The sequence below is a fragment of the Sphingomonas sp. CFBP 8765 genome (assembly GCF_014841445.1).
Taxonomy (GTDB): domain Bacteria; phylum Pseudomonadota; class Alphaproteobacteria; order Sphingomonadales; family Sphingomonadaceae; genus Sphingomonas; species Sphingomonas aerolata.
On the sequence record NZ_JACYTY010000009.1, the window covers coordinates 17,580 to 40,416 of the forward strand.

The window sequence follows — 22,837 nt, forward strand, 5'->3', positions numbered from 1 at the left end:
AGCAATGAAGCGTGGCGACCTCGACGATCTGGCCGCCTTCGCGGCGGTGGCCCGCGCGCGAAGCTTTACCCGTGCCGCGGCGGAACTCGGTCTCTCACCCTCCGCGCTCAGCCACGCGATGCGCAGTCTCGAGGCACGGCTCGGTGTCCGCTTGCTCGCGCGCACCACGCGAAGCGTTGCTCCGACCGCTGCCGGGGAGCGCCTGCTAAGCTCGCTCGACCCGGCTTTGCAGGAGGTGGCGCGAGGATTGTCCGCGCTTGCCGATTGGCGCGGCATACCCTCGGGCGCGATCCGGCTGACCACGTTCGGCTATGCGGCGCGCACTGTGCTCGCGCCGATCTTGCCGCAATTCCTACGCGAGCATCCCGACATTTCGGTTGAGGTAATCGTCGAAGATCGGCTGGTAGATCTGGTGGCGGGTGGTTTCGATGCGGGTATCAGGCTGGGCGAAACCGTCGATCTCGACATGGTGGCGGTGCCGGTGGGCCCTGCGCTGCGCACGCTCGTGGTCGGAACACCGGACTATTTCGAAGGCCGCTCGTTGCCTGCAGCCCCCGCCGATCTGGAGAACCACAATTGCATCAACTACCGGTTGCTCGGCGGCGGCGGCCTGCTGCCGTGGGAGTTCGAGCGCGAAGGCCGCGAGATCAGATTCCGCCCGACTGGGCAGCTGATCGTAAACGACGAGGTGCTGTCGGCCGCCGCGGTCCGCGCAGGCGCGGGGCTGGGCTATATGCTGGAGCATGACGTCGCCGAAGAGATTGCCAACGGCCAATTGATTCAGGTGCTCGACACCTGGTGCCCGCCCTTTCCTGGGTGCTACCTTTACTATCCGAGCCGACAGATCACGCCGGCGCTGCGCGTACTGGTAGATACGCTCCGGTGGACACCTACTGGCATACCATGATCAAACAGCTGCGTTGACCCACAAGCAGTCACTCCCGGCGCCGTGCCCGGCTCCCAACTTCGGATGCCCATTCATCTTCGCGGTCGATACGAGTGACGCGCCGCAAATGCTGCCGCCCGGAAGATGCCGTCATGTCTGACCAACGCACGCCTCTAATTGATGTGGCTGTCCCGCTCGAACGGTTGCAGCACGATGTCCGCGATCGCCGACGATCCGACCTGGAATGCCTTCTGGTACTCTGGATCCGCGACCATATCGTTGAAGGCGGAGCGGCGTGGATACTGAACCAGGACAACGGCGTCCCACGCCTGCGCCTCACCCTCGGTAAGCACCGGAAGGCCGTTGCCACCGAACAAGATCCGCGCCCCGAAACGTTCGAGGATCGGCTTCGCCATGCTGATGTATCGCAGGTAGCGATCCCGGCCACCTTCGGGCTCAAATCGCAGGAGGTTCAACATGACGATTGGTGTGTCGTCATGACCGGTCAGAAACGCCTCGTAAGCGGCGAGAGAAAACGCGACCATCAATCATCCTTTGAGCTGTCTCCACCATCGGGTGGATCGATCCGTTGATAGCTTGGGGCACCGCCAGAAATTGTCAGCAGGGCGCGCCAGTCTCGGTCCTGTAGGCGCCACTTCTGCACGAGAGCGTGACGTCGCCCCGGATATCGGTCCTCGAGCATTGTGCTCAGCCGCACGCGATCGACCCGAAAGTGACGGAAGGCTGCCCTCGCCTCGCACCACGCCGCCAAGACCCGGACGTCGTCAAAATACACGATGGCGATAGGCCAGACGGTGCGCTCTGAGATTGAGCCGCGAGCGTCCTCGTAGCTGATTTTCACCTTGCGTTGCCGGCGGACAGCATCACGCAGTTGCGCTACCTGTGGTGGATCTATCCGCTGAGAAACTGAGGCAGCCGCGAAGAAGGGTGGAAGGTCCTCAAGGCCAACAGACGGGCTGCCCGTCGTCGCAAGGATCTTCGCCAGGGCACTTTCGCTGTTGCGCGCTAATGCCGGATCGGGCCGTTGCCGCACCCAGCCAAGCCCTAGGATCAGCGCGTCGATCTCCTCCGGCAGAAGAGCGAACTCTGGCAGGAAGAAGCCTCCACCCAGACGAAAGCCAATCCCGGCCTGACCGTCCACCGGCGCTCCTAATGACCGAAGCGTCTCGATGTCACGGTAGACGCTCCGCGGCGAGATCCCGAGTTGCCGCGCCAGATCGTCGGCCGTGACCGGCATCCTGTGCGAGCGCAGGATGTTGATCAGCTCGAAAAGGCGGCTTGATCTCGACATATATCCTGAGGTGCTGGCGATGCGCGCTGCGTTGCGCTGGGATCAATCAGGCGCCTTCGTAGACGGGCCGAAGGTCGTGATCTTGCTGATCTTTCCATCCTCTCCAACGGTGATCTGATCGCCACCGCGAGCGAACTCAGTGCCATCCGCTTGAATAAGTACCCATGTCAGAAGCGCCACGTTGTGGTGCACGGAAACGTCGCCGATCTCGAAATGTCCGCCGGGAAAGCGCTCGTGAAAGGTTGCCATGTCCTCTATGACCAGCGCCCGACCCATCGTCGTATCGTGTCTTACCGTTTGATATTCGATGTTCTCATTCAAGACCTCAGCAGAAATCCGGTGGCGGTCGTCGAGCGACTCCGAGTTCCAGGCTGTGTGAAGCTTGGCATACAGGTCCCACGCCTGCCGCTTGGTAACTACCATCGGGTTCTTCCTCGAAATTTGCTGGATCTGTTGGGGATAGGCAACGCTTGGCAGAAGCGTCATGCCTGCTAGCAGGACGACCGCCGGAAAGTGGACCGTCAAACGGGTGATTGGCGCGATCACTGGCTATCCTTGGTACGTTGTTGATTACTGCGAACCTCGGCGCCTTAGCTGAGCGCGTTGCCAGAAATTGTCAGGAACGTGCTCCGATACGTCATCGCGGGATGCCCGAGGAGCGGAGTTGTGTTGGGCGGCACTCGCGGCGCGGCGTAGCTTGCCGCATTGCTCAGCGTCGGGCGGCCGCTCTAATTAGCGACGCGCGCGCAACGAGAACGTGAAACGGATAGATCGCGCGAAGGTACAGGCGACCGAACCGGTTGCGGGTGCGGACCGCGGTGGTGACGATCAGCATCGAACCATGCGGTCCGACTTGGCGCAGGATCGACAGACGAAAGTCGAGGTAACGGTCGTCTTCCCCGAGCACGATCTCGTCAGTGCTTTCGGCTAGAACGGGAAGAAGTCGATCCGCGCACGATCCGGTCGCGCACGGCGTAGCTCGGCGGTTGTTTGCACGCCGAACGGCGCGACAGCGCCATCTCGCACCGCCACCAGCGCCCTGAACCAGCGTGGCGGCGTTCCGAGCGCCCGGTCCGCGATCGCCCGCATCGTCGCGCCATCAGCCGCCGCGTCCACGGCGTAGCTGTCGAGCAGGTCGGCACCTGCGTACCAGCCGCTGATTGCGCTGCCAGGAGGGGGCTCGACGCGCCGGACGGATCGATCGCCGAACACGTTAGGCGTCGGGCTTGGCGAACAGAGCGGCGATCTGGTGGAATGGGCCTAGATGCACGACCTGGCGGTCGAGGAGCCCTACTTTTACCATCGGCAGCGCGTCGACAGCAGCGTGGACCGCCTCGATCGACGGCAGCTCATAGATGAGAGTGACCACCTGTGGATTGGCGGAAAAGTAGAACTCGCGGAGCTCATCGCCGAGGTATGATGCCCACACCGCCTCAATCTCCGGCACCATGTGCGGCATGAAATCGTCGAGGGTCTTTCCCGCGCTCGGGGTCAGCATGACGAGGAACTTCATGAACGATCTCCAGATGGTCGTAGGGTGGCCAGGTTTGTCGAACGACACGTGGCTCAGACATCCCCCTCGACGCCGTATTTGGATCATGATATAAAGAGGAATGGCGGAACGCAAGGTACGAGCATCATCTATCCCCTCACAACGGGGCGAACCGGTTCGCCAGCGAGTGATCCAGGCGGCCGAGCGGCTGCTGCGTCAGGGGAAGGCAGAATTCTCGATGCGCGAACTCGCGGCGGAAGCCGAGGTCAGCTTCTCAACGCCGTTCAACCAGTTCGGCAGCAAGGCGGCGGTTATGCACGCGATCTCCGCGAGGCGGGTCGAGTTGATGACCGATCGCTTTCGAGAATCGGCGCTTCCTACTGATGCGCTGGAGCGCGTCCTCATGGCCTCCGATACGGCAGCTTCGGTCATGCTCGAGGAGCCAGTGGTAAACCGGTCGGTGATGGGGTGGCTCGGCACTGTAAGTCCGGCAGCCGGCACCGCTCTCGCACGCTCCGAAGCATTTTGGTCGCTTGCGCTTGGCAAGGAGGCGTGCCCGGCTCTTGCCGGAAACGAGCAACCGGATCGCTCGCTTCCACGGCAGCTCGCCTTCGGCTTCCGCGGCGTGCTTTCGTTCTGGACTGCCGGCGAATTGGCCGACGACGAACTTGCTGGATCTGCGCGGGAGGTAGCTCGCGCAATCCTGCTTGGGGCGGCGAAGCCGCAGTTGGGAGCAGGCGGTGAGGCTCTTCAGCCACTTCCATGGGCCTGCCACGATGAGGTTTGAGAGACCGCGAGAGGACGAGAAATGCACGAGCTGCTGCTGGTATATACCGCTTACGTGATCGCGGCGGCGAGCCCCGGCCCCTCCAACATGGCGATTATGAACGTCGGGATGGGACAGGGGCGGCGTCCCGCGCTCGCTCTTGCCGCAGGTGTCATCACCATGTCGTTCTGCTGGGGCCTGATTGCCGCAACTGGCCTTTCAGCGCTTCTGGCGCGCTATGCTGAGGCTCTGGTCATCCTTAAGATTATCGGCGGTCTCTACCTACTGTGGCTGGCACTCAGATCGGCCCGGTCGGCTCTGCGTAGCAACGACGCCGCAACGGCCATGCCACGGGTCCGGCAGAGCATGGGTGCACTCTACCGCCGCGGTCTACTGATGCACCTCGGGAATCCCAAGTCGGTGATGGCCTGGCTCGCGATCATGACCCTGGGCGTTGGCGCGGAGGCGTCGAGCGGCCGGGTTGCGGCAGCCTTCCTCGGCTGCGTTGCGCTCGCTGTCGTCGTGTTCGGCGGCTACGCGCTCCTCTTCTCTACCCCGCTGATGGTACGCGGCTATGCTCGCTTACGCCGTTGGATTGAGGGAGCGCTTGCGATGGTATTTACCGGCGCTGGCATCAGGCTTCTAACCATCCGCTGAAACGATCAACGCCGGACGAGCCGACGATCAAGGAAATCGTCAATCAGCCCGGCGATTTCAGCACATCGCGTATGCAGCGCGAAGTGGCCAGCATCGAGCAGGTGGATCTCCGCCTCGGGGACATCGCGCGCGTAGGTGGGCACGTTATTCCTTGTGAGCCGTTTGCTGCTGATCCCACCAGCAGGAACCGATATGACCGACGATCCGCGCACCAGTCAGCCAACAAGTTTTCCCAATGAACCGCAGCAGCCAAGCCCCGGCTTGACGACCGCGATGCGAACCAAGCCCGATCATGGCGAAGAGAGTTACGTCGGCAAGGACCTGCTCAAGGGCAAGGTGGCGCTCATAACTGGCGGGGACTCCGGTATCGGCCGAGCAGTGGCGATTGCCTATGCCCGTGAAGGTGCAAGCGTTGCCATCTCCTACCTTGCGGACGAGCAGGCCGACGCCGAAGAGACACAGACCTGGGTTGAGAAGGCAGGACAGCGTTGCGTTTTGCTGCCGGGCGATCTTCGCGACCGAGATCACTGTGCAACCCTTGTCGAGCGTACGATCGCGGAACTCGGCGGCATCGATGTCCTCGTCAACAATGCTGCCGCTCAGACCATGAACGAGGGGCTCGATAGCATTGACGACGATGAGATGCAGGCCGCTTTCGCCGCCAACGTCTTTGCGATGATCCGTTTGGCTAAGGCGGCTGCGCCGCACATGAAGCCGGGTTCGGCGATCATCAACACGACCAGCGAACAGGCAAAGGTCGCTGGCAAGAACATGATCGTCTATGCGGCGACCAAGGGTGCTATCTCGAGCTTGACGGTGGGCCTGTCCAATCTTCTAGCCAGCGACGGCATTCGCGTGAACGCCGTGGCGCCCGGCCCGATCTGGACGCCTATTCAGCCGATTGCCAAGTCACCGAAGGAACTGGAAACGCTCGGCCAGGACACGCCGATCGGACGCGCTGGACAGCCGGGGGAGCTCGCTCCCGCCTATGTGATGCTAGCATCAGCGGAGGGCAGCTACATGTCCGGCAATGTCGTAGCCGTCACCGGCGGCGTTCCGATTTCCTGAGCCCGAAGACCCAACCTCAACTGGCTGCCTGTTCGCAGTCAGTTGAGGTCGTCGGTTGATCAACCGCGACATAGGCCTGAGCGCGACAATCGTGCCGCCATTACACCTGCAATCCGATCGTCGCTTATCGCGCTACACCTGGCGCATGCCGCCATCGACGCAAAGCTCGGCCCCTGTCACGAAGCTGGCGGCATCGCTGAGGAGAAACACTGCCGCGGCTGCGACTTCGTTGGCACGCGCCATGCGACCGAGCGGAATTGGGGCGATCAATGTCTGGCGCATCTCGTCGGATACGGCGGCCATCATGCCCGTGTCCGTTGGTCCCGGCGCGACGACGTTGACCCGGATGCGACGAGGCGCGAGTTCGGCCGCCCAACTGCGTGCATAGGAGCGCAGCGCCGCTTTGGTCGCGGCATATGTGCTGAAGGGCGTCACGCCCATAGTATCGGCGATCGAGCCGACCAGCAAGACCGATGCCTCCTCGCTCAGCACGGGCAATGCCGCCTGGATGCCGAACAATGCACCTCTCACGTTGACGGCGAAGTGCCGGTCGAAATGCTCGGCCGTTTCCTCAAGCAGAGTCGCGGGCTCCGACAATCCGGCGTTGAGCATCAGCGCATCGATGCGCCCGTGCAGCTGCTGGGTCTCGCGCACGACCCGTTCCAGATCGGCTTGGATGGCCGCATCGGCTTGGATGCCCTGCGCCGACGAACCGATACTTTCAGCTGCAAGTGCAACCTCGCGCTGACTGCGTCCGGTCAGTATCACCGACGCCCCTTCTTCCGCGAGCGCGCGGGCCGTCGCGAAACCGATCCCCTTTGCTCCGCCGACCACCAGCGCGACCTTGCCTGTCATTCTTGCCATCTTCCGTCCTTCCATTCGAGATTGATGACCAGATATATGATACATATCTGCTAGCAAGAACGCACCCGGAGTAGAGTAGATATGGTCAGCGATACCGACCTGGAGGCGCTATCGTGCAAGGCGATGATGGACGTGCCCCGCATTCGCCCCGTGCTGGACAAGATTGCGGACAAATGGACGATTATGATCCTGACTGTGCTGTGCCCGCAACCAGCGCGCTTTAACGAGATTAAGCGCCGGCTGGATGGCATCACCCACAAGTCGCTTGCAGACGCGTTGAAGCGCTTGGAACGCCACGGACTGATTACCCGCACCGTGCTTCCAACTAGCCCGATCGGCGTCGAATACAGGATCACCTCGCTGGGCCACTCGCTTCGGGAACCGTTCGAGGCGCTTTGTTCGTGGGCGCTGGATCATGAGCAAGCGTTGGCGGCCGCTGCTGTCGCCTACGACCGGTCGCGCGGATGACCATTATTCTTGACCCACAAGCAGACGTTCCGGCACCTTTTCCTGCCCCTCAACTTCGGCCATTCGTTCATGAGCCCGCTTTCGATTTGCGAGCGGACGGATCAGGGCTTCGCGTCCAGAGCGCTCAGGAGCCTTACGCCGTCGGGACAGTGCCGCCATCAATCACGAATTCGGTTCCGGTTATGCTGCCTGCCCGATCAGAAGCGACGAACGCGATGAGGTTCGCCACCTCGTCAGGAGTAGCTGGTCGGCCGAGCGGTATGCCGCCCAGTGAGGCCATGATCATCTGCTTCCCCTTCTCAGCGCCGTCCTCACCGCCGAGACGTTTGGCCAGTGCGACGGAGGCCTCGGTTTCAATCCAGCCAGGCGACACGCGCACAACCCTTACCCCTGCTGGCGAAACCTCTTTTGACAAGCTTTTGCTGTAGGTAGAGAGCGCCGCCTTTGCAGCGGCGTAGGCGGTTGTCGCTTCCGGCAATGGCATGACGTGCTGGATCGAAGTCACATGGACGACCACCCCCGCGCCCCGCGAGACCATTTCCGGAACCAGCGCCCGATCGAGCCGGATGGCCGGCATCAGGTTGAGGTCGAGCTCCTTCGCCCATTCCTCTTCGCCAAGAGCGACGAACCCGCCTGCTGGCGCCGAGGAACCGCCTAGCATGTGAACGATGATGTCGACCCCGCCCATCCGCTCGCGGACCGCGTCAGCAAGAGCTGCGCAGCCCTCCACGGTGGTAAGGTCGGCCGCGAAGAAAAGCTCCTTAGGTAGTGTTTCTGGCTTGCTCCGAGCAGTCGTCAAAACGTGAGCACCCAGCTCACGAAACAGAGAAACCGTCGCAGCGCCAGCGCCACGGGTTCCTGAGGTGATGAGGGCGCGCTTGCCTTCCAGCGAAAGGAACGGAATCACAGCGCGATCTCCAGACCGGCAATCGCGCCATGGGCAAGCGTAAACTGGTATCGCAGGTCGACGGGACTGCCCGGGAAGTTCCCAACTACATGGCTTGTCACGACGGCTTTATTGCCTTTGTCGGTAATGGCGAACGGCTCAGTGGCGCAGAGGTATTTTGCGAGATAGCCCACGGCCCACTCCTGGATCGCATCGCGACCAGTGTAGGTGTGTCCCTCGTCCTGCACGGTCGCATCGGCGGTGAAACATCCAGCGATCGCCGCTGCATCGCGTCTCCTGTCCGCGTCGAAGTATCTCGCAATCCCAGGTGGCAGATCGATGGCCATGACGTCCTCCATTTCGCAGCGAAGCGCTCGCTCCGCTCTCCCGAACCAAAGTATGGATGGACGGCCTGTAGGATAATCAGGATAGATAGGGATGAGGCGTCACGGAAAGCGGGACAATGTCACGGTCGGGACTGATTGAGCTGGAGGCGATCCTCGCCATTGTCCATCGCGGCTCATTCCGCGCGGCTGCCGTTGATCTCGGCATGTCCACAACCGCGCTAAGCAACGCAGTCGGCAAGCTTGAGCAGCAGCTCGGCGTTCGTCTGCTCAATCGGACTACGCGCAGCGTCTCGCTGACAGACGCCGGAAGAACTTTTGTCGGCCAGATCGCGCCGGCGGTTCAAAGCATTCAAGACGCCATGAACACGGCGCGATCGCAGCAGAGTACGCCGTCGGGTATCCTGCGCATCAATTCCTTCGCAACCGCCGCCCGAGAAATCCTGTCTCCACTGGTTCTGGATTTTATACGTCGGTACCCGCAGGTTCACATCGATCTCGTCACCGAAGGACGTCTTGTCGACGTTGTGGCGGAGGGCTTTGATTTTGGCATTCGCACCGCCGACCTGATCCCAAGTGATACGATCGCGATCCCGCTCGGCGCCCCTCGGCGCTTCTCCGTAGTGGCGTCGCCGGCGTATCTTGAAAAGCGCGAGACGCCGCAGGTGCCGCATGATCTCCTGGCGCACGCCTGCATCCGCGTGCGGTTGCCCAATGGCGCGCCGTATCGTTGGCATTTCGCGAAGAACGGCGAGTCGATGCAGATCGATGTACAAGGCCCAATCACATTGGACGAGGCCAGCCTGTCCCGAATTGCTGCGCTGGATGGTGTTGGAATAGGGTTCTTTATGGAGGCGGATGTCCGCGACGATGTCGCATCGGGCAGGCTTGTCCAGATGTTGGAAGACTGGACCCCGCCCCTTGCACCGCTATGCCTCTACTACCCAAGCAGGCGCCATTCATCGGCCGCGTTCAAAGCGTTCATCGATCTCGCCCGGGAGATTGCTGCGGTCACAAGACGCTAAACCCAGTCGCAGATATCCGCGGCCCGAATACGCTTCTCGGAACCGCTATCTGCTTATCGAGCGGATGGCGCCGTCGGCGCGGAGTTTAGCCCGGAACCCGTGCATCTTGCATAGCTACTAGCCGACGACAATCAGACCGTTTGAAGTCGCCGCCGCCTGTCGGACGGCCTTCAGCGGCTGGTATTCCGGCGCGTCGTAAAAGTCGCGAACAGCCTGGCGGTTCGGAAACTCCAGCACGACTAGCCACGTCGGGGACCAGTGTCCCTCGATGATCTCGGGCTGGACGTCTTTGACGAGCGGTTTGCCACCGAACTGCGCGGCCAAGGCGATCGCAGCGCCCTCGTAGTGGGTCATAGCCTGCAGATCACGTACGGTGAGATCGATGAGGACAAGGGCAGTCATAGGAGTTTTGCCTAATGATAGAGGGTTGCGGGTGATCCGCCCGCGCCACCCGAACGCCAGTTCGCGACTGACGTCGGATAGCCTTGGGAAAGCGCGAGTCTGAGCGGACGTGTAATGACCGGCTCGAGAACGACGCCCTCAAAGACGATCTGTACGAAGTGATTCCGGCTCAGACGTTGAGCCGGCCAGTCGATCAGGTCATCGGCCGGGCGGCTTAACGCAGTCAGATAGCCGTGAAGTCGATAATGACCTTGCCGCCGCGCTCAGCATGGATAGCGGCTTCGACGATTGCGGACGGCGGGTAGACGCCGCTGATCGGTGTGTGCAACGTCCCGCTGACGACAAGCGGCAAGACGTCTTTGACCGCGGCAGGAGCGGCAGCGGCCGAGTCCGGGTTGCCAAGGAAGAAACCGTGGACGGTCACCTGCTTGAAGATTGGTAACCAGGCCGGGATCGACATCGTCGCGCTGCCCAGAATGGAGTAGGCGACGACGGCCGCGCGGGGCGAGACGATGTCGGCGATAAGGCCAATCGCCTCGCCGCCGATCGCATCGATACCCAAACCGATGCGACCGCCCTCGACCGCCCTCTCTGCCTCAGCTTTGGTGTCGTCGCCAGCGACCAAGACCACGTCGGCGCCGGAGGCCTTCAATTCGTCGACAAGTTCGGGACGCCGGACAATGTTGAGCGTCTTCAAGCCGCGAGCTTTCGCGACCCCGATCACCGATCGGCCCACCCCCGAATTTGCGGCGTTCTGGACAACCCAGTCACCTGGTTTCAGTGTCGTATATTCGCTGAGCAAAAGGGCCGCAGTCGGCGGGTTGATTCCCAGCATCGACAACTGATGCAGGTCGGCGTCGGGAAGAGCGAACAGTCCCTCTGCAGGAATGGTCATCCGTTCGCGCCATAGCCAGGTAAAGACTGGAAGAAGCACGCGGTCACCGATGGCGAGATGATCGACGTCCTCGCCTAGGCCAATGACGCGGCCAACCCCCTCGTTTCCAACAGGCCCAGGAGCGGTTGGCAGAACGGGAAATCCGCCTTTGATCACGTAGAGGTCATGGGGATTGAGTGGCGAGGCCTCGAGTTGGACCAGCACCTCGTTCACGCCGGGCGCGGCTGGCTCCGGCAGATCGTTGAACCGCAACACGTCACGAGGCTCGCCGAAGGCGGAAATCTGGATCGCTTTCATCAGGATACTCCTTGATCGAGCGGCAAGGCCGCATCGGTTAGTTAGTGGAGCGGTGGCTCCATAAACAGGCCCTGGTCCGCGAATTTGCCGCAGTCAACGTAAAAGTGGAGCCGTCGCTCCGAATATGTTAGGTCGCAGATTAGAAGACCTGAGCGATGTCCGTTCACGTCGCAGGCAGGAAGAAACGCGATGACGACTAAGGTTGAGAGCCAGACCCCTCGCGGGCGCGGACGACCACGTCTGTTTGATCGGACAGCGGCGCTCGACCGGGCAATGCGCGTGTTTTGGGACAGGGGTTACGAGGGCACGACGTTCGACGAACTGATTACCGCGATGGGGCTGAGCCCCTCGAGCTTCTACAACGCGTTCGGAAACAAGGAGGCCCTCTATCGCGAGGCGGTCGGTGCATACCTCACGGGGCCGGGTGGCTTCTTCCCCAAGGCGCTCGCTGGCGAGGGCTCGGCACGCGATGCGTTCGCGCGGCTGATGATAGCTACGGCTGCCGCGTATACTGACGATACCGGTCCTGCGGGCTGTATGATCTCACTGGCCGGGTTGCACGACGCCCCCGAACGCGCCGACCTCCGCGACTTCATGCGTGAGGTCAGAGGCCGGTCGCTTGCGTTGATGGTAGAACGCCTCGACGAGGGCGTCCGAAACGGCGACCTGCCTAAGGGGACTGACGTCGCCCAGATCGCCGACTTCTTCGAGACAGTGTTCAGGGGCATGGCGGTCCGTGCGCGTGACGGTGCAGATCGCGAGATGCTTGAAAAGACTGGTGTCATGGCGCTTGACGCCTGGCCAGGCGGCCGGGCCTAGTCGTCGCCCTTGTCGAATGGACTGACACCTCGCCCGAACGAGAAGTTCTCTGATGGTAGGGGAATGAGAGTTACGAACACATCGTCCGGCCTGATCCCGACATTGTCGTGAAGGCGCTGGACGATCTCTTTTAGCAACGCTCGCTTTTGCGACATGGGGCGCGATGCAGGGATGTGCACAGAGATGATGATCGCGCCCGCTGAGCGATCCACGTCCCCGTAGGTAGGATGGAGAAACAGATAACCTTCGGCATGCTCGTTAATCACAACAAACTTGTCCTCGGGAGGCAGGCCGAAGCTGGCCTGAAGCGAGTGCGCGAGGGCGTCCGCAATGGCCTTACGCTGATCCAGGGAAAACAGGTCCTTGGGCACATGTACGTTAAAAAAGGGCATGACGTGATCCTCATTGCATAGTGCTTACATGAAGCGTGTGTATTTGGAGTAGAGGCTCCACAAACTTGCTCTGCTTGCGATTTGCAGGATCGTCAACGAGTTTTGGAGCCAAGCCTCCAGATCATAGCGGAGGATGACCTTGTCCCAGACATTCCTGACGCTAGCGTTGGCATCAGTCTCAACGTGACGGGCCACCCGGCCCCCGAAAGAAACTGAAGCAGCATGACAACCTTAAATGGAGTTCTGACTCCATATTGTGTTGACGCTTGGCGGAACGTCGCTTATCGGTTTTTGGAGCATGCGCTCCCTAAAGCGATGCGCACGGAGATTTCTGATGACCCGAGTAGTCCGAATTCACGAATACGGTGACGCCAGCGTTCTCCGAATTGATGACGTGGACGTCCCGGCGCCGGCAGCCAACGAGGTTCAGATCAAGGTCAAGGCGATCGGGATTAACCGTGCCGAAGTGATGTTCCGCAATCATGCCTATCTACAGGAGGCACATTTTCCAAGCCGCCTTGGCTACGAAGCTTCGGGCGTCATCGAGCTGGTCGGTGCAGCGGTTGAGGGGTTCGCCATCGGTGATGTGGTCAGCGTCATTCCCTCACAGGATATCACTAACGGCGGCACCTACGGCGAACTGGTCAACGTGCAATCCCGCTTAGTCGTGAAGCATCCGGCGACGTTGTCCTTCGAAGAGGCCGCAGCGGTTTGGATGCCTTATGTCACGGCGTGGGGCGCGCTAGTCGAACAGGCAAAGCTGTCCCAAGGTGAGGCCGTTATCATCTCGGCGGCGTCCAGCAGTGTCGGCATCGCTGCGTTCCAGATCGCTAAACTTGTCGGAGCTACCGTCATCGCGACGACGCGAACCGGCGCCAAGCGCCAAGCCCTCTTTAATGCCGGTGCCGACTATGTCGTAGCGACGGACGAAGAAGACCTTGTGGCGAGGGTTCTCGAAATCACGGACGGGATCGGCGCTCGCGTCGTATTCGACCCGGTCGGCGGCCCTTCGTTCGAACCACTGACGGCCAGCATGGCGCGAGGCGGGATCCTGCTGGAGTATGGGGTGCTCAGCGCCGATCCCACGCCGTTCCCGTTGCTTACCGTCCTCAGCAAGTCCCTAACGTTGAAGGGATACCTTTACACCGAAGTGGTATCCGACGATGCCATCCTCGAGCGCGCTAAGACGTTCATCACGGACGGTTTGGTATCGGGTGCCCTTAAACCCCTGATCGCGCGTACCTTCGCTTTCGCCGACATTCAAAACGCTCATCGCTTCCTGGAATCCAACGAGCAAATCGGCAAGGTCGTGGTTACGCTCTGACCTGGTTCCGGCCACTCAGCCTACTAAAAGCGCTATTCGGAACCGGGCATCCATTCAGCTCCCACCGCGGAGCAGTGTTACGCTCCGTAGTATCGTTCGACCTCACCCAACTGGAGCGTGAGCGCTCTGCTGGGCAAATGAATAGTTAGTCTCTGCCGTTCGCTTTCGTTGAAACGGGCGGCCTTTTTCAACAGGTCACGGATGGCTGCGCGACCGACGACCCTGTCGCCGCCAAGCCAGCCACTGCCGAGCGCAATCTCAGGTGCTAGGATAAGGAGGCCATAAGCGTCAGGCGCGAAATGTTCGATCTGGTTCGACCATTATAACGAGGTGCATCCGCATCGCGCTTTGCGCTATCGATCCCCACGCGAGTTCATCGCGCAAACCTGCGAGGCTCTGTCAGGCCTTTAGGGGGCAACAACAGACACGGACTAAGGACGGTTAAGACGGCGCGGCTTTGTGACCTGCTACGCGCCACCTTAGGGCCAATGATAACGGCCCGTCTCAACGGAGGGTGGGAGGTGTGCCAAGACGGGCCGACCGGGGGGAAGTGACCCAGCAACCTATCAATGCTCGGTGAACCGAATATACCCCAACTAAAAAACGCCCCGTCCGGCCGTATGACACTTTGCAGTATCCCAGACGGGGCGCCGAGGCCGACGACTCGATGAGTTCGCCTCTGTTTTGCCCCACCCCTCAATAACCTACGTCAAAAATGCAGGAACGCAATGACGCCGGCATACTAGCGCGACCCCGTAAAACAGAGATCGGATACGGTTGGCCGGTCCGCTTTAGCCCGGCCCAGATTTGGCGTCGTCTGGCTTAGCCTTCTTTGCCTCGCCCACACCTAGCACTGCGGCGATGCGCTCCGCACGCTTGCCGCGAGTGACATACCAATCAGCAAAGAGCATCTCGATAAGCGCCAATAGCTTTTCAGCTTCACCAGGCTCGACGTCTAGAATTAGTCCGTCCACCTCGCTCATATGAGCGCCGATGTTGCCCACATCCTTTAGTGCGAGCATTGCGCCAATCGTGTCGGGATCGACGCCACGCGGTAGGTTGTCTTCCTCAGCTAGTTTTCGCAACGCGTCGATCTCGTCGAAAAGCGTTCGCCGCTTTACTCCGCAAAAGTCGCGAATCATCGCCTGCAGGCATCGGCGTGCCAGCGTTGCCGACGACTTGGGGCTAAGGTCGATAATTGACCAAGCTTCCTGATAGTCCTCTAGCATCGCATCAGGAACGTATTCAGGAAATGGTTTTCCCGTTCGACCGGGATAAAGCATCCTGTTCAGGAAGCTAGAATTTTGAAGCGTCGAGTATTGCCCAAGCCTATTGGACGTTCCTGAGCTCAGAGTGATGATTACTGAAATTCTACGGCAATCATCATTGGCACAGCGTGTAGCTTTGCCGTCTATCTTTAGCGCCTCGGCTAGTTCGCGTTTTCCCATTTCATGGAAACTTCCAACGTCTGCGGATGATGAAAAAAAGGCAGATGTCTTATCAGTAGGTATTTGTAGAATACCACAGTGCGGACATATGTAACTCATCAGGCCTCCCGATAAACGACTTCTCAACGCGACGGTGATCGCGTTTCTGGTCATTTCCTCGGAATGCAACAGGTGGCATTATTGGGCAAGGCAAGACACCCCCGTGCCGCCCTTTGCTTTTTGATGGCGGTGAAAAAGCGCATCGCTCGCGCTACCGTCAGCTTTCGCTGCCGCCACTCTTAGCTACTTCCCTCGTTCGCAATTTTGTCTCGCCTTAGTTCTAGACCGATCGGAGTGTCAGCAGCGGCACTGCGGGGATGGCGGCACGGCTGCCGACGAGGTGTTCCAGCCTACTGGTAGCCGCCGTTTTCCTCACGCTCCTTGGCAGCGTCCTCCTGTACCTTTTCCATCTCCTCAGCCTCTTCGGCCGGGGTCGCGTCGTCGGTTTTTGGATCGTCGATCATGATCATCTCCTCGCTTATCCAACGCGCGGCGCAGCTTTCGGGTGCAGCAGATCGTTACCCTGTGATGCGTTCGTAATGCCGGACGCGATACTGGAGATGACAATGCGTAACCTCGACATATGACGGTTCGCAAGATCGTCCGCACGATCGCCGCGGATCAAACGAAGGACGTTGCCATATTCCAGCACGACCTCGGACCCGACGTGATAGTCCAAGTTCGCACCGAGCGCGGCCGGGTGCTGGAGATGCGCGTCGACATCCTTCATGATCGCGTTCTCGTGCATTTCAAGGACGGGACCAGCGAGGAACTGAAGGTCGTGATCGTTGGCTAGCGATCTGCAGATGACAGAACGCGAGGTTTGGTTGAAGGCGGCCAAGCTTGTTCAGGCCAGTGGGCACGCCGCGCCGCGGGCGGTGCCCGCTACCCTTGGCGACATCCTGTCCAGTCCCAAAGGCTGCCATGATTGGCGACGCGTTGCGGTTGCTGTCGACATGATCTTATTCGCTAGGCCACAGTGATGGATCGAGCAATCAAGAGCGTCGCGCTTGCTGGTGACCTGTCCGAGGAAGCGCGGCTCGTGTTGTTGGCCGCAAAGTTTAATGGCAGAAGATGGATGCTCCTGTCACCGTCGGGTGAGGCGATCGATGAGCTAAGGTCTCTGAAGCTAGCGCGGGATCTCGAAGGTGAGGCCGAAGTCACCATATCAGGAATGAACGTCCGAGCGGTCGTCGCCCGATCGAACTACCGTCGCGGTGCCGTGTCCAAATAGGCACCCGATTGCCGCTGCTGCCGCACGATGCTTAAATGACGCCGTTACGGCTCGCTAATCAAACCAACATCGTACACGGTGACTTTTGCCGGGACTGCCGGCCGGCTCGTCCTTGGTCTAACTCTGGGCCGGGCCGTTACCGTTTGAAAACGATCGTTTGATCGAACGCTCGTGTGAACCGGGTTTTTTAACGTTGCCGGTCGGCCCGCTTTGTTCGGCAAGTTCGAGGCTGTTCATTGCCGCTCCTGCCTGTCAACGTTAGGCGCAGGATCAACGCAGATCGGAAACGAACATGAGCGACCTCGAAAAGAAAACTTTTACCACCCAAGAACCTCCCCGCTCGCCGGGCGTAATCCCGAAGCCAGATCGAGAAAAGCCAGCCGATGCTCCGAAGCCGAAAGACGGCAAGTAGGACGGAAGATGAAGGACTCAGCCAGTGCGAAACATTGGGCGCAGTGCATCGTCCTGTTCGCACTGGCAACGGTGGGATGCAGCCAGGTGCCCGATCGCAAGTTCCGGGTGATCAGCGAAAAGGAGCAGGCCGAGCACTTCGATCACGATAATCCTGTCGGCCGGTTCACCGCCGTCTCGGCGGGGGGGGGCGGGATCTACGTTCTCGACACGAGGAAAGGCACCGTTCGCTACTGTGCCGAAGCGGCAGCTGATAACGCCACCAAGAATTGGGAAGCCGTGAGGGTTGGGTGCACAACGCCGTCCGAAATTTCCGGCAAGCAGATAACGCCGAATATCCGGAAACTCGAATAACGCGAAGGCGACAGCTTGCCGAGCAGGGGGCCTGTTTAACAGGATCGAACTACCTCATCGGCAAGGGTTGCGCCTTAACAGCCAAAGAAAAGATTTTGGCAGACCCACCCCTTTTTTCCGACTAAATCGTGATTTTCGCCCGGGCCGTGTTTGATGTCGTTCTCCATCTCCCTCAGTTTCGTCATTACGAATCCGTCCCTACCTACCAAATCGTTACTGGGCCCGGGACCCTTTGCGACATCCTTCCAAGAGTTGCTGACAAACTTAACAGCCGTATTATTTTTTCCAAAACATCCATCCCCTCCAACTCCTAAATAAGAACACTTTTGTAGTTCGTTAACAGCTAATTGCGTCCCGACGCATGCAACAAAAGCATATGGCTGCCCGCCGGTTGTAACAGCGCACTGGGCGAACGCTTGTTGTTCCGGTGTCAAGCTACGGCCTGCAGCGCAAACTCCCATTTGAACGTAACTCGTTGCATTCTCCATGACGCACTGCGCAATCCGCGTTTGTTCCGGATTTAACTGGCTGCCCGCTGCACAAAGCCCGGCGGCCTTATAGTCGTTAAGGTTGTTGGCGACGCATCCGTAAAGAGCGCGTTGGTCGTCAGTAAGCCTGCCATCCACGGCGCAGCCGGCCATCGATGCGTAGCTGCCCTGATTTTTGATGGCGCAGTTAACAAGTGCCGCCTCTTGCCGCCCAAGCGCCCCTTCAGAAACACATGTGACGAACGAAGCAGTTTGCCTATTGGCGGCGTATGAGGTGGTGCAATCGGTGATCTCTTGCTCCTTCTTCCCCATCCCGCCCTTGGCAGCACAGATAGCGAAGGCAGCTCCGTCAATTCCTTTGTTCATGCATTCGAGTATTTGCCGCTGCTTATAAGTCGAGACCTCTTTTACCCAGCAGTTAACGAAGCTTTCTTCGCTAACGGATATATTATCCTGGCAACCGATCGCAGCTTTTAGCGGGTCGCGCTCACCTTCTTGAATGTTGATGACGTACTTTTGTGCGCCACCAGTGTCGTTTCTTCTGAATCTCCGCTTCTCGCACTCTTGCATATTTTCTATATCTTTATAGTGATATGCGTCTGACGATACACAGACCTCCGCTGATGATTCACCCCCGTCCCAAACTAGATCTCCTGCAGTGGCTCGAAGGTAGATTATGCTGTTACTAAGGGGGCCCTCAATCGGCAACGCACAATCCCTTGGTTCTATACTGTACCAGCCACGTGAGTTCTACGTGTCTTGCTCGACCCATGCAATAGCTGCCGTGACTTTAACTCCCGTGTTGTTACACACGTAAAGGCCAGCCCTTGCCTGAGTCGATAGCAGCGACATGGCAAACAGTGTGAGTAATGCTGCAAGCAAACGTCGAATCATCATTAGACTCCCCGAGTCTCGAGGGATTTATCGATTCCGGGAAGTGTTTATCTACCCTGCGAAGGGCTATGTATAGTAGCAAGACATGGTGTATTTTTTACAAGGATGTTGATTACCAGCCCTTCCATCATCTCTGAGGTGGCCCCTTAAATGACCTGACAGAGCCCCGCTCTTAGATAAGAGTGAGGCATATGACTGACGGTACGACCAGGCGTTATAACGATGGCGAGGTTCTCTCCGGTGTTCAGCGCCGGAGGCGGTGGACACCGGAGGAAAAGGTCCGGATCGTCGAGGAGACGTATCTACCGGGCATGACCGTGTCGCTCGTCGCCCGCCGGCACGGCATCGGTGGCAATCAGATCTTCACCTGGCGGCGCTTGATGGCGCAGGGTGCGCTGACCGCCGCGACAGCGGGCGAGGAAGTGGTGCCGGCGTCCGAGTACCGTGCGCTCGAGGCGCAGGTGCGCGAACTACACCGGCTGCTCGGCAAGAAGGCCATGGAAAACGAGCTGCTCCGCGAGGCCGTGTCCCGGGCCGCAGGCCCAAAAAAACTGCTCTTGCGCTCGACCTCGTTGCCGCGGGATGGACGGTGAGCGCGGTGTCAGGCGCGGTCGGAATTACTCGCCCACACCTGTCCGCAATGCGCCATCGCCCGGCGCCCCGACCACGCGGACGACCGCCGCTGCCGGATGCCGAGCTGGTCGCCGACATCCGCGCGCTCATCGCCGATCTGCCGACCTATGGCTATCGCCGCGTTCATGCTCTGCTCCGCCGGCAGGCCGAGAAGAGCGGGCGCGAAGCGCCCAATCCGAAACGCGTTTACCGCGTCATGAAAGTGCACGGGCTGCTGCTACAGCGGGACGGCGAACGCCGCGAGGAACGGCGTCACGATGGCCGGGTCGCCGTCGATCTACGCAACACCCGCTGGTGCTCCGACGGGCTGGAGATCACCTGTGACAATGGCGAGAAGGTACGTGTCGCATTCGCGCTCGACTGCTGCGACCGTGAAGCGATGGGACACGTGGCGACGACGGGCGGCATCACCGCGGAGGACGTCCAGGACTTGATGGTCGCCACGGTCGAGCATCGCTACGGACGGGTGAACCGCGTGCCCCAACCGATCGAGTGGCTCACCGACAACGGCAGCTGCTACACCGCTCGCAACACACGTGCGTTCGCCCGGGACATCGGATTGATCCCGCGCACGACCCCAGTCAGCAGTCCTCAATCGAATGGCATGGCTGAGGCGTTCGTTCGCACCCTCAAGCGCGATTATGTCCGTGTGAACCCCAGGCCGAATGCGCAGAGCGTCATCGACCAACTGCCCGGCTGGTTCGACCATTATAACGAGGTGCATCCGCATCGCGCTTTGCGCTATCGATCCCCACGCGAGTTCATCGCGCAAACCTGCGAGGCTCTGTCAGGCCTTTAGGGGGCAACAACATTCATGTTTCGATATTGCTCCGATTGGCTGGTTGCATACCGGCGCAGATAGGCGGTCGAACCGACGAAGGCCTCCGCTCCTGTCGCGAATCTCCTGAGTTTCGAACGTCGCGGATATCCAATTATGCGACACCCGCATGCCCTTGCCGTCGCAACTGAACTTACGATCGGCCGCACGCTCCCAACTTGGAGCTAGGCGCTACAGCCATCCCACCCGCTTGAAACGCACATAGAGCGCCGTGCAAATGACAGCGATCACCGCGAGGACAACCGGGTACCCATATTGCGTCTTCAGCTCCGGCATATGCTCGAAGTTCATCCCATAGATGCCCGCGATGGCGGTGGGCACGGCGAGGATAGCAGCCCAGGCGGCCAGCTGACGGGTGATCGCGCCGGTCCGTTGCTGCTCGAGGAGGTTGCTGAACTCGAACACGGAGGCGAGCACGTCCCGCAAGCCGTCGGTCATCGTCTGCACCCGGCGGACATGATCAAGCACATCGCTGAAGTAAGGTCGGGTTTCCGGATCGATGCAGGGCAGATCGAGCCGGACCAGCTTGCCTGCTACCTCGTTCGTTGGCACCAGAACGCGACCGAACCGGATCAGCTCGCGCCGTAGCCGGAAGATGCGGGTTACCTCGTCACGGCCAAGAAACTGATCGAGCGTCGCCTGCTCCATCGCCAGCACTTCGTCTTCGATCGATTCGATGAGCGGCAGGTAGCCGTCGACGACATAGTCGAGAATGGCGTGGAGCACATAGTCGACGCCGTGTACGAGCAGTGTCGGAGCCGCTTCGAGCTGTTCGCGCAAGGCCTTGTGCGAACGCGCCGATCCATGACGCACGCTGATGATGTGGCTGTGACCGATGAAGATTGCGGTTTCCCCGTAGGCGATCCCTTCTTTCTCAAGTTGTGCAGTGCGTGCGACAACGAACAACTGATCTCCGTACACGTCAATCTTCGGCAACTGATCGGCTTTGACGGCGTCCTCGACCGCCAGCGGGTGAAGTCCATACTGCTCCTGGAGACGATGCATCTCATCTGCGGTCGGATCACAGATACCGATCCACACGAACTCGGATTTGTCGGAAGGACAATCGATCTTCTCGTCGATCGTCACCTCGCGGATGCGCTTGCCGTGACGGTACAGATATGCGGCTACAACGGTCATTCAACGCACTCGACAATGCAGATGGTGGGGACGCACCAACGGATTAGGCCATGGCGGCGATGGTGACGCGTGAACTGCGCAGGGCGCAGCAAGATGCTGTGACATGGCGGCTGCTCTACGACCAGAGCGGTTCGTCAAAGCGGATTAACTAGAAGCTCGTCACTGCACCCTCGACACTGAAGTCGTTATCGTTGACCATCAACAAATCGGTCGGGGACAGGAACGTCATGCCTTCGAGATCGACGGCCATCTCGGGAACGTCGTCACTGTTGAACAGCAGATGCTTGTGGAGCACGGGCAACGCCATTTCGTCCGCAGCGCTCATCTCCTCGATCGTCGGCTTAGTACGGATGTCCAGATGCTCTACCGGCAGGACGGTCTTAAGATCCAACTCTACGCGGTACAGTTTGGTCGTGGCCGACCCGCGTTCCAGCACCAGCAGGCGGTTGCCCGGCATCCATGCAAGCTCGCTGACTTTGATGTCCTCACGTCCGAACGGCCCAAGAATTCTATCCCGCAGGAAACTCTTCGGGCGATCCAGCGGATACAGATACTGGTCAATAACCTCCCCCATTTCGGCATCCAGCCGCCAGAGACGAACATGACGCGCCCGCCGGTGCGCCTCCTCGTCGGGATGGGCCAGCGGGCTCTGGAAGGCGAGAAACAGCGACCGTTCGTCACCGGATAGCGCGATCGCCTCGAACCCGCGGTTGATCTGCCGGCACGCGGCAATGGCGGGAAGAGCGGGTTCGACGTCAGCAATGTCTGCATGTTCGACCCGTCGCGGTACAAGCCGTTGGACGATCCGTCCTTCGTCATCAACCCGTACCAGCGCTGGCGCGAACTCATCACCGATCCAGAAACCACCCGATCTAAGCGCAACGATACCCTCGCTGTCGAGGCCGAGCCGCGATGGCCCGATCGGCTCTCCGTGGATGTCGAACACGGGCTCGAGCACGACATGCTCGCTACTTGCATCCGGAAGGCCGTCCACAGGATTTCCCTCCTCGTCGATGAGCCGGATGGTTCGGATCAGCCTCACCTTGTCGCCGTCGATCTGAAGCTCGGCTATCGCCGGGCCAATTTTTGGGTCCGGCATGACCTTGGCGCCGGATATGTCGGCAAGCGGGGCGAGCTGATCGAGTCCGTAGCGTTCGATCGCAATTTTTACCTTCAGGTTGGGGCCGCGGTCACAGACTGCCCAGACCTGACCCGGAGGACCCCCAGCCCGCATCGCCAGCCCAGAGCCGAACCCGGCGCGGAGCGCCAGTTGTCCTCGAGGTGTCGGGATGACGTCAAGCGACGGATCGGCCCAATCGAGGCGGCTGACCGTATAGCTCATGGCTTCTCCCACCTGTATCGTCTTTCCGTTATCTGCTGCCACGATTGGGCAAAGGCACGACGCCTTACTGCAATGGGTTCTCGGGGGTAAGCTGACAGTGTTGCACAAGGGATCGGTTA

At 60.1% G+C, this 22,837-nt stretch carries 25 protein-coding genes and 3 pseudogenes; 12 read left to right on the forward strand and 16 right to left on the reverse strand.

Annotated elements, in window-relative coordinates; all coding sequences use genetic code 11:
• Positions 1–4: 4 nt before the first annotated feature.
• Entirely contained in the window at positions 5–907 is a 903-nt protein-coding gene (locus tag IFT87_RS17785; RefSeq protein WP_192191429.1) for a LysR family transcriptional regulator, read from the forward strand.
• A gap of 152 nt (positions 908–1,059) precedes the next feature.
• On the opposite strand, the gene IFT87_RS17790 is transcribed toward IFT87_RS17785, so the two are convergent.
• The 5 genes and pseudogenes from IFT87_RS17790 to IFT87_RS17810 form a co-directional block, all read right to left on the reverse strand.
• Entirely contained in the window at positions 1,060–1,431 is a 372-nt protein-coding gene (locus IFT87_RS17790) for a DUF1330 domain-containing protein (RefSeq protein WP_192191487.1), read from the reverse strand.
• The gene (locus IFT87_RS17795) at positions 1,431–2,198 is read right to left on the reverse strand and encodes a helix-turn-helix transcriptional regulator (RefSeq protein WP_192191430.1); all 768 of its coding nucleotides are present in this window, start codon (positions 2,196–2,198) and stop codon (positions 1,431–1,433) included. The genes IFT87_RS17790 and IFT87_RS17795 overlap by 1 nt, the downstream gene beginning before the upstream one ends.
• A gap of 42 nt (positions 2,199–2,240) precedes the next feature.
• A complete protein-coding gene (locus IFT87_RS17800) occupies positions 2,241–2,744 on the reverse strand; it encodes a nuclear transport factor 2 family protein (RefSeq protein ID WP_192191431.1) in 504 nt (167 codons plus the stop codon).
• A gap of 163 nt (positions 2,745–2,907) precedes the next feature.
• Positions 2,908–3,410 (reverse strand): annotated as a pseudogene (locus tag IFT87_RS20560) (DUF2867 domain-containing protein).
• A 1-nt stretch (position 3,411) separates the two neighbouring features.
• Positions 3,412–3,711 (reverse strand): superoxide dismutase, encoded by a 300-nt coding sequence (locus IFT87_RS17810; protein ID WP_192191432.1) that lies wholly within the window; start codon positions 3,709–3,711, stop codon positions 3,412–3,414.
• A gap of 166 nt (positions 3,712–3,877) precedes the next feature.
• Between IFT87_RS17810 and IFT87_RS17815 the strand changes: the two genes are divergently transcribed.
• Positions 3,878–4,477 (forward strand): TetR/AcrR family transcriptional regulator, encoded by a 600-nt coding sequence (locus IFT87_RS17815; protein ID WP_235518081.1) that lies wholly within the window; start codon positions 3,878–3,880, stop codon positions 4,475–4,477.
• A 21-nt stretch (positions 4,478–4,498) separates the two neighbouring features.
• Positions 4,499–5,113, forward strand: coding sequence for a LysE family translocator (locus IFT87_RS17820; RefSeq protein ID WP_192191434.1), 615 nt, complete (start codon positions 4,499–4,501; stop codon positions 5,111–5,113).
• Positions 5,114–5,118: 5 nt separating this feature from the next.
• Here IFT87_RS17820 and IFT87_RS17825 read toward each other — a convergent pair whose 3' ends face one another.
• On the reverse strand, positions 5,119–5,256 hold the full coding sequence (locus IFT87_RS17825; RefSeq protein WP_197975348.1) for a hypothetical protein: 138 nt from the start codon (positions 5,254–5,256) through the stop codon (positions 5,119–5,121).
• A gap of 49 nt (positions 5,257–5,305) precedes the next feature.
• On the opposite strand from IFT87_RS17825, the gene IFT87_RS17830 reads away from it, so the two are divergent.
• Entirely contained in the window at positions 5,306–6,181 is an 876-nt protein-coding gene (locus tag IFT87_RS17830) for an SDR family oxidoreductase (protein ID WP_192191435.1), read from the forward strand.
• Between the two features lie 132 nt (positions 6,182–6,313).
• On the opposite strand, the gene IFT87_RS17835 is transcribed toward IFT87_RS17830, so the two are convergent.
• Positions 6,314–7,036 carry an SDR family NAD(P)-dependent oxidoreductase gene (locus tag IFT87_RS17835; protein ID WP_197975349.1) on the reverse strand — a complete coding sequence of 241 codons (723 nt, stop codon included), beginning with the start codon at positions 7,034–7,036 and terminating at the stop codon, positions 6,314–6,316.
• 90 nt (positions 7,037–7,126) lie between these two features.
• On the opposite strand from IFT87_RS17835, the gene IFT87_RS17840 reads away from it, so the two are divergent.
• The gene (locus tag IFT87_RS17840) at positions 7,127–7,513 is read left to right on the forward strand and encodes a winged helix-turn-helix transcriptional regulator (protein ID WP_192191436.1); all 387 of its coding nucleotides are present in this window, start codon (positions 7,127–7,129) and stop codon (positions 7,511–7,513) included.
• A gap of 133 nt (positions 7,514–7,646) precedes the next feature.
• Here IFT87_RS17840 and IFT87_RS17845 read toward each other — a convergent pair whose 3' ends face one another.
• A complete protein-coding gene (locus IFT87_RS17845) occupies positions 7,647–8,420 on the reverse strand; it encodes an oxidoreductase (protein ID WP_192191437.1) in 774 nt (257 codons plus the stop codon).
• The gene (locus IFT87_RS17850; protein ID WP_192191438.1) at positions 8,417–8,746 is read right to left on the reverse strand and encodes a nuclear transport factor 2 family protein; all 330 of its coding nucleotides are present in this window, start codon (positions 8,744–8,746) and stop codon (positions 8,417–8,419) included. Before IFT87_RS17850 ends, IFT87_RS17845 begins: the two co-directional genes overlap by 4 nt.
• Before the next feature lie 116 nt (positions 8,747–8,862).
• Between IFT87_RS17850 and IFT87_RS17855 the strand changes: the two genes are divergently transcribed.
• Positions 8,863–9,768: a LysR family transcriptional regulator gene (locus IFT87_RS17855; RefSeq protein WP_192191439.1), complete on the forward strand. Its 906-nt coding sequence runs from the start codon at positions 8,863–8,865 to the stop codon at positions 9,766–9,768.
• 117 nt (positions 9,769–9,885) lie between these two features.
• Here the strand turns inward: IFT87_RS17855 and IFT87_RS17860 are convergent, their stop codons facing one another.
• Positions 9,886–10,170 (reverse strand): DUF1330 domain-containing protein, encoded by a 285-nt coding sequence (locus IFT87_RS17860; RefSeq protein WP_192191440.1) that lies wholly within the window; start codon positions 10,168–10,170, stop codon positions 9,886–9,888.
• Positions 10,171–10,393: 223 nt separating this feature from the next.
• Positions 10,394–11,362: a zinc-dependent alcohol dehydrogenase family protein gene (locus IFT87_RS17865; protein WP_192191441.1), complete on the reverse strand. Its 969-nt coding sequence runs from the start codon at positions 11,360–11,362 to the stop codon at positions 10,394–10,396.
• 273 nt (positions 11,363–11,635) lie between these two features.
• Here IFT87_RS17865 and IFT87_RS17870 point away from each other — a divergent pair, with 273 nt between their 5' ends.
• A complete protein-coding gene (locus IFT87_RS17870; RefSeq protein WP_156363483.1) occupies positions 11,636–12,181 on the forward strand; it encodes a TetR/AcrR family transcriptional regulator in 546 nt (181 codons plus the stop codon).
• Here the strand turns inward: IFT87_RS17870 and IFT87_RS17875 are convergent.
• Positions 12,178–12,573 carry a tautomerase family protein gene (locus tag IFT87_RS17875; RefSeq protein ID WP_192191442.1) on the reverse strand — a complete coding sequence of 132 codons (396 nt, stop codon included), beginning with the start codon at positions 12,571–12,573 and terminating at the stop codon, positions 12,178–12,180. The genes IFT87_RS17870 and IFT87_RS17875 overlap by 4 nt on opposite strands.
• 334 nt (positions 12,574–12,907) lie before the next feature.
• Between IFT87_RS17875 and IFT87_RS17880 the strand changes: the two genes are divergently transcribed.
• Entirely contained in the window at positions 12,908–13,897 is a 990-nt protein-coding gene (locus tag IFT87_RS17880; protein ID WP_192191443.1) for a zinc-dependent alcohol dehydrogenase family protein, read from the forward strand.
• A 303-nt stretch (positions 13,898–14,200) separates the two neighbouring features.
• Positions 14,201–14,308: pseudogene (locus tag IFT87_RS21075) on the forward strand (integrase core domain-containing protein); the annotation flags it as partial.
• Positions 14,309–14,688: 380 nt separating this feature from the next.
• On the opposite strand, the gene IFT87_RS17890 reads toward IFT87_RS21075, so the two are convergent.
• On the reverse strand, positions 14,689–15,180 hold the full coding sequence (locus IFT87_RS17890) for a DUF4145 domain-containing protein (RefSeq protein ID WP_192191444.1): 492 nt from the start codon (positions 15,178–15,180) through the stop codon (positions 14,689–14,691).
• Positions 15,181–15,967: 787 nt separating this feature from the next.
• Between IFT87_RS17890 and IFT87_RS17895 the strand changes: the two genes are divergently transcribed.
• A complete protein-coding gene (locus tag IFT87_RS17895; protein ID WP_192191445.1) occupies positions 15,968–16,180 on the forward strand; it encodes a hypothetical protein in 213 nt (70 codons plus the stop codon).
• Positions 16,181–17,038: 858 nt separating this feature from the next.
• Positions 17,039–17,383, forward strand: coding sequence for a hypothetical protein (locus IFT87_RS17900; RefSeq protein ID WP_192191446.1), 345 nt, complete (start codon positions 17,039–17,041; stop codon positions 17,381–17,383).
• A 74-nt stretch (positions 17,384–17,457) separates the two neighbouring features.
• Here the strand turns inward: IFT87_RS17900 and IFT87_RS17905 are convergent.
• A pseudogene (locus IFT87_RS17905) lies at positions 17,458–18,606 on the reverse strand (hypothetical protein); the annotation flags it as partial.
• A 350-nt stretch (positions 18,607–18,956) separates the two neighbouring features.
• Here IFT87_RS17905 and IFT87_RS17910 point away from each other — a divergent pair.
• Positions 18,957–20,197 (forward strand): IS3 family transposase gene (locus IFT87_RS17910; RefSeq protein ID WP_192191448.1). Its coding sequence is split into 2 segments (ribosomal slippage): positions 18,957–19,301 and positions 19,304–20,197, totalling 1,239 coding nucleotides; the frame shifts between segments, so codons are not numbered across the junction.
• A gap of 210 nt (positions 20,198–20,407) precedes the next feature.
• On the opposite strand, the gene corA is transcribed toward IFT87_RS17910, so the two are convergent.
• Positions 20,408–21,376 carry a magnesium/cobalt transporter CorA gene (gene corA, locus IFT87_RS17915; RefSeq protein ID WP_192191449.1) on the reverse strand — a complete coding sequence of 323 codons (969 nt, stop codon included), beginning with the start codon at positions 21,374–21,376 and terminating at the stop codon, positions 20,408–20,410.
• Positions 21,377–21,524: 148 nt separating this feature from the next.
• On the reverse strand, positions 21,525–22,718 hold the full coding sequence (locus tag IFT87_RS17920) for an esterase-like activity of phytase family protein (RefSeq protein WP_192191450.1): 1,194 nt from the start codon (positions 22,716–22,718) through the stop codon (positions 21,525–21,527).
• Between the last annotated feature and the right edge of the window lie 119 nt (positions 22,719–22,837).

Excerpts from the sequence above, each read along its gene's own strand:
- IFT87_RS17785 (WP_192191429.1), top strand. The coding sequence starts at position 5 with ATGAAGCGTGGCGACCTCGACGATCTGGCCGCCTTCGCGGCGGTGGCC.
- IFT87_RS17790 (WP_192191487.1), bottom strand. The coding sequence starts at position 1,431 with ATGGTCGCGTTTTCTCTCGCCGCTTACGAGGCGTTTCTGACCGGTCAT.
- IFT87_RS17795 (WP_192191430.1), bottom strand. The coding sequence starts at position 2,198 with ATGTCGAGATCAAGCCGCCTTTTCGAGCTGATCAACATCCTGCGCTCG.
- IFT87_RS17810 (WP_192191432.1), bottom strand. The coding sequence starts at position 3,711 with ATGAAGTTCCTCGTCATGCTGACCCCGAGCGCGGGAAAGACCCTCGAC.
- IFT87_RS17820 (WP_192191434.1), top strand. The coding sequence starts at position 4,499 with ATGCACGAGCTGCTGCTGGTATATACCGCTTACGTGATCGCGGCGGCG.
- IFT87_RS17830 (WP_192191435.1), top strand. The coding sequence starts at position 5,306 with ATGACCGACGATCCGCGCACCAGTCAGCCAACAAGTTTTCCCAATGAA.
- IFT87_RS17835 (WP_197975349.1), bottom strand. The coding sequence starts at position 7,036 with ATGACAGGCAAGGTCGCGCTGGTGGTCGGCGGAGCAAAGGGGATCGGT.
- IFT87_RS17840 (WP_192191436.1), top strand. The coding sequence starts at position 7,127 with ATGGTCAGCGATACCGACCTGGAGGCGCTATCGTGCAAGGCGATGATG.
- IFT87_RS17850 (WP_192191438.1), bottom strand. The coding sequence starts at position 8,746 with ATGGCCATCGATCTGCCACCTGGGATTGCGAGATACTTCGACGCGGAC.
- IFT87_RS17855 (WP_192191439.1), top strand. The coding sequence starts at position 8,863 with ATGTCACGGTCGGGACTGATTGAGCTGGAGGCGATCCTCGCCATTGTC.
- IFT87_RS17860 (WP_192191440.1), bottom strand. The coding sequence starts at position 10,170 with ATGACTGCCCTTGTCCTCATCGATCTCACCGTACGTGATCTGCAGGCT.
- IFT87_RS17865 (WP_192191441.1), bottom strand. The coding sequence starts at position 11,362 with ATGAAAGCGATCCAGATTTCCGCCTTCGGCGAGCCTCGTGACGTGTTG.
- IFT87_RS17870 (WP_156363483.1), top strand. The coding sequence starts at position 11,636 with ATGCGCGTGTTTTGGGACAGGGGTTACGAGGGCACGACGTTCGACGAA.
- IFT87_RS17875 (WP_192191442.1), bottom strand. The coding sequence starts at position 12,573 with ATGCCCTTTTTTAACGTACATGTGCCCAAGGACCTGTTTTCCCTGGAT.
- IFT87_RS17880 (WP_192191443.1), top strand. The coding sequence starts at position 12,908 with ATGACCCGAGTAGTCCGAATTCACGAATACGGTGACGCCAGCGTTCTC.
- IFT87_RS17890 (WP_192191444.1), bottom strand. The coding sequence starts at position 15,180 with ATGCTTTATCCCGGTCGAACGGGAAAACCATTTCCTGAATACGTTCCT.
- IFT87_RS17895 (WP_192191445.1), top strand. The coding sequence starts at position 15,968 with ATGACGGTTCGCAAGATCGTCCGCACGATCGCCGCGGATCAAACGAAG.
- IFT87_RS17900 (WP_192191446.1), top strand. The coding sequence starts at position 17,039 with ATGAAGGACTCAGCCAGTGCGAAACATTGGGCGCAGTGCATCGTCCTG.
- corA (WP_192191449.1), bottom strand. The coding sequence starts at position 21,376 with ATGACCGTTGTAGCCGCATATCTGTACCGTCACGGCAAGCGCATCCGC.
- IFT87_RS17920 (WP_192191450.1), bottom strand. The coding sequence starts at position 22,718 with ATGAGCTATACGGTCAGCCGCCTCGATTGGGCCGATCCGTCGCTTGAC.